4 protein-coding genes are annotated in these 3,257 nt (G+C 73.4%); 3 read left to right on the plus strand and 1 reads right to left on the minus strand.

Going from position 1 to position 3,257, the window contains the following annotated elements; translation table 11 throughout:
- A partial coding sequence (locus AC13HU_RS34630) for a PucR family transcriptional regulator (protein ID WP_483045962.1) occupies positions 1-543 on the plus strand: 543 nt, incomplete at its 5' end.
- Between the two features lie 200 nt (positions 544-743).
- The gene (locus tag AC13HU_RS34635; RefSeq protein WP_483045963.1) at positions 744-1,550 is read left to right on the plus strand and encodes a hypothetical protein; all 807 of its coding nucleotides are present in this window, start codon (positions 744-746) and stop codon (positions 1,548-1,550) included.
- A 77-nt stretch (positions 1,551-1,627) separates the two neighbouring features.
- Here AC13HU_RS34635 and AC13HU_RS34640 read toward each other — a convergent pair whose 3' ends face one another.
- The gene (locus AC13HU_RS34640) at positions 1,628-2,524 is read right to left on the minus strand and encodes an NmrA family NAD(P)-binding protein (RefSeq protein WP_483045964.1); all 897 of its coding nucleotides are present in this window, start codon (positions 2,522-2,524) and stop codon (positions 1,628-1,630) included.
- A 96-nt stretch (positions 2,525-2,620) separates the two neighbouring features.
- Here AC13HU_RS34640 and AC13HU_RS34645 point away from each other — a divergent pair, with 96 nt between their 5' ends.
- On the plus strand, positions 2,621-3,229 hold the full coding sequence (locus AC13HU_RS34645) for a TetR/AcrR family transcriptional regulator (protein ID WP_483045965.1): 609 nt from the start codon (positions 2,621-2,623) through the stop codon (positions 3,227-3,229).
- Positions 3,230-3,257: the final 28 nt, after the last annotated feature.

Below are 3,257 nucleotides of genomic sequence, written 5' to 3' on the forward strand. Positions count from 1 at the left end.
CCCAACGGCCCCGCCGGCAACGGCAACCCCCCGGACGGCGAGCCGGTCGTGCTACGGGCCGACCGCCTGCTGGCCGCCGTCCGCGGCCCCCTCGCCCGGGGCCTGGCCGAGGACGGCCGACTGACCATCGGCGTGAGCGCGGCCGTCAACTCCCCCGAGGGGCTGCACGGCGCGCTGGAGGAGGCCCGGCACGCCCGCCGGGTGGCCGCCGCCCGCCCGGGCCGGGTCTGCGTCGCCGGGCACGACGAACTGGCCTCCCACGTCCTGCTGCTGCCCTTCGTACCCGACGACGTGCGCCGCGCCTTCACCGCCCGGCTGCTCGACCCGCTGCGCGCGTACGACCGCAGGCACCGCGCCGAGCTGATCCCGACGCTGGAGGCTTTCCTGGAGTGCGACGGGTCCTGGACCCGGTGCGCGGCCCGGCTGCATCTGCACGTCAACACGCTGCGGTACCGGATCGGGCGGATCGAGCAGCTCACCGGGCGGGACCTGGCCCGGCTCGAGGACAAGCTGGACTTCTTCCTCGCCCTGCGGATGAGCTGACCGGGCCTGCTCGGGCGGCCTTCCCCGGTCCCCATCGGGCGAGCCGCGCGGGCGCCCGATGTGACCACTGTGTGCGCCCCGCGTGCGCCGTTCGTGCGCTCGTGAAAGTGATCCCGTTCACAAGAAGTGATCTCCGACCCCTTGGCGCGGGCCCCTTCCGCGTGCTGGACTTCCGCCACTGCGCATGCGGACCCACACACATGCACACACGCACTTGCTCACACTGGCTCGAAGACGCGCTTGGGGGAGATGCTGTGGCGGACACCGCCTTGTCGGAATCGGTGGTCGGGGTACCGGACGTGTGGCGGCTGCGGGCACGCGGCTGCTGGGCGGAGGCCGCGGTACTGCTCGCGCCCTTCGCCGCCGACGCCGCCGGGGCCGCACTGAACAGGGCGGAACTCCTGGTAGAGGCGTGTTTCTACCAGGTCGACGGGTGGCCCGAGGCGGAGGACGCGCTGCGTACCGCCGAGGCGCTGGCGAGCACCGACGAGGAGCGCGGCGCCGCCGCCTCGGAGCGCGGCTGCCTCGCCTACGGCGCCACCGTCTTCTCGGTACGCGACCGCGCCGACGAGGCCCGCTCCGCGTTCGGCCGCAGCGCCGCCCTGCTCGGCCCCGGCTCCCCCGGCCGCCCGCTGCTGGACTTCCGGCGTGGCCTCGTCGCCGAGAACATCGCGGAGAACCCGGCCGCCGCCCGCGCCGCCTACCGCCGCGCCCACGCGGGCGCCGTCGCGCACGGCGACACCCTCCTCACCGCCTCCACCTGGCGCCACCTCGCCGGCCTCGCCGCCACCGAGGGCGACCTCGCCGAGGCCCGGCACGGCTTCACCGAGTCCCTGCGGATCCGCGTCTCGCTCGGCCACCTGGTCGGCACCGCCCCCGCGCTCCTCTCGCTGGCCACGGTCACCCCCGACCCCGACGAGTCCGCCCACCTCCGTACCGAAGCAGCCCGCCTGCACACCGCGCTCGGCGGCATCCCCGTCTGGCTGACCCCCGACCTCGAGACCTGACCGTATGGGGGCAACTCCCGCCATCGGTCGGGGGGTTCGCCGGATACGGGGGTCGTACGGCCGCCGCGAGCGCGCGCTCAGCCCGCGACGGCCGGCTTGAGGACGTCCTCGCACCACTGGCGGAAGGTGGTCGGCGTGGTGGACCGCGCCGTTCGCGGCTCGGCGTCGTAGCAGCCGGCGTCGACCTCGGCGAGCAGGTCCACGACGGACTGCGCCCTCGCGTCGGGCATCCCGTTCCGCATCAGTTGGGCCTTGAACGCCTCGCCGGGGACCTGCTGGAAGCGGATCGGCCGTCCCAGCACCTCGGACATGACGAGCGCCATGTCGCCGTACGACAGGTTCTCGGCGCCGAGCACCGGCACGCCCTCCTGGCCGTCCCAGGAGCCGTCGAGCAGCAACTCGGCCGCGACGGCGGCGATGTCGCGGGTGGCGCAGGTCGGTATCGTCCGGTCCCCGGAGATCGGCAGGAAGAACATGCCCTGGTCCCTGATCGGCCCGAGCTGCTGGAGCAGGTTCTCCATGAATGCGGGCATCCGCAGCGACCGGTAGGCCACGCCGGTGCTCTCGATCAGCTCGTCCAGAGCCCGCGAGCCGAGCCCATCGCCTGCGGGCTCGTCCGGGGCCACGGGCCGCCCCAGCCCCGTCACCGCGACCACCCGCCGGACGCCCTGCGCGGTGATCGCCTCGCACGCCGGCCGGGTGAAGTCCACCGCGTAGCCCGGGACTTCGGCGCCCTCGGCGTACGGCGGCACCAGCCAGAACACGCTGTCCGCGCCCGCGAACGCGGTGGCCAGCACCTTGGGGTCGGTCATCGAGCCCTGCACGACGTCGACCCGCTCGCGCACGTCGGGCGCGAGCCGGGAGGGGTCGCGCGCGATCACCCGGACCGGCTCGCCCGGCTCGGACCCCCGCGCGAAGAGCTCGCCGAGAACCTGTCGGCCGATGTTGCCTGTGGGTGTGGTGACGACGATCATGTATCTCTCCTGACCGGTGACGGTGAACGAGAACCGAAGTAAACTCTACCGTACCGTTTACTTCGTGGCCGGAACAGTACCAAGAGAGGACGCCGCATGGCGAAGCGCGGTGACGAACTGCGGAAGCACATCCTGTGGGCGGCGAAGGACGTCTTCCTGGAGATGGGCTTCGAGCGCGCGTCCATGGACGTGGTGGCCGCACGCGCCGAGACCTCGAAGCGGAGCCTCTACGCGCACTTCGAGAGCAAGGACAACCTCTTCCTCGCCGTCGTCGACCTGGTGCGTGAGCTGTACCTCGGCAAGCTCGGGACGCCCGCCGACTACAGCGACGACACCACCGAAGCGGCCGTCCTGTTCTGCGGCCGCTTCCTCCAGATGCTGCTGTGGACGCCCACGGTGCGCACCTGCCGGCTGGGCATCGCCGAGGCCGGCCGGCTCCCCGAGGCGTCGGCCCGCTACTACGACGCGATCTTCGCCACCGCCCACGAACGGCTGTCCGCGTTCCTCACCGAACGGCGGCAGTTGACGCCCGACGCCGGCGCCGCGATCACCCGCGACCTGCTCGGCCGCACCGTCTACCCGCCCTTCACCCGCGCCCTGTTCGGCGTCGAGCCGTCCCGCGACGAGGCGCCGGACGAGGCGGCGATCGGCACGGATGTGGACCTCGCCCCGATTCGCGAGGCGGTCGCCGCGTACCTGCCGTAGGCGTGCGGGGGCGGGGCTACGCCCGGGG

The sequence above is a fragment of the Streptomyces sp. NH27 genome (assembly GCF_056859195.1).

What these genes read in the sequence shown, in the direction of transcription:
- AC13HU_RS34635 (WP_483045963.1), top strand. Translation starts at nt 744, where the DNA reads ATGCACACACGCACTTGCTCACACTGGCTCGAAGACGCGCTTGGGGGA.
- AC13HU_RS34640 (WP_483045964.1), bottom strand. Translation starts at nt 2,524, where the DNA reads ATGATCGTCGTCACCACACCCACAGGCAACATCGGCCGACAGGTTCTC.
- AC13HU_RS34645 (WP_483045965.1), top strand. Translation starts at nt 2,621, where the DNA reads ATGGCGAAGCGCGGTGACGAACTGCGGAAGCACATCCTGTGGGCGGCG.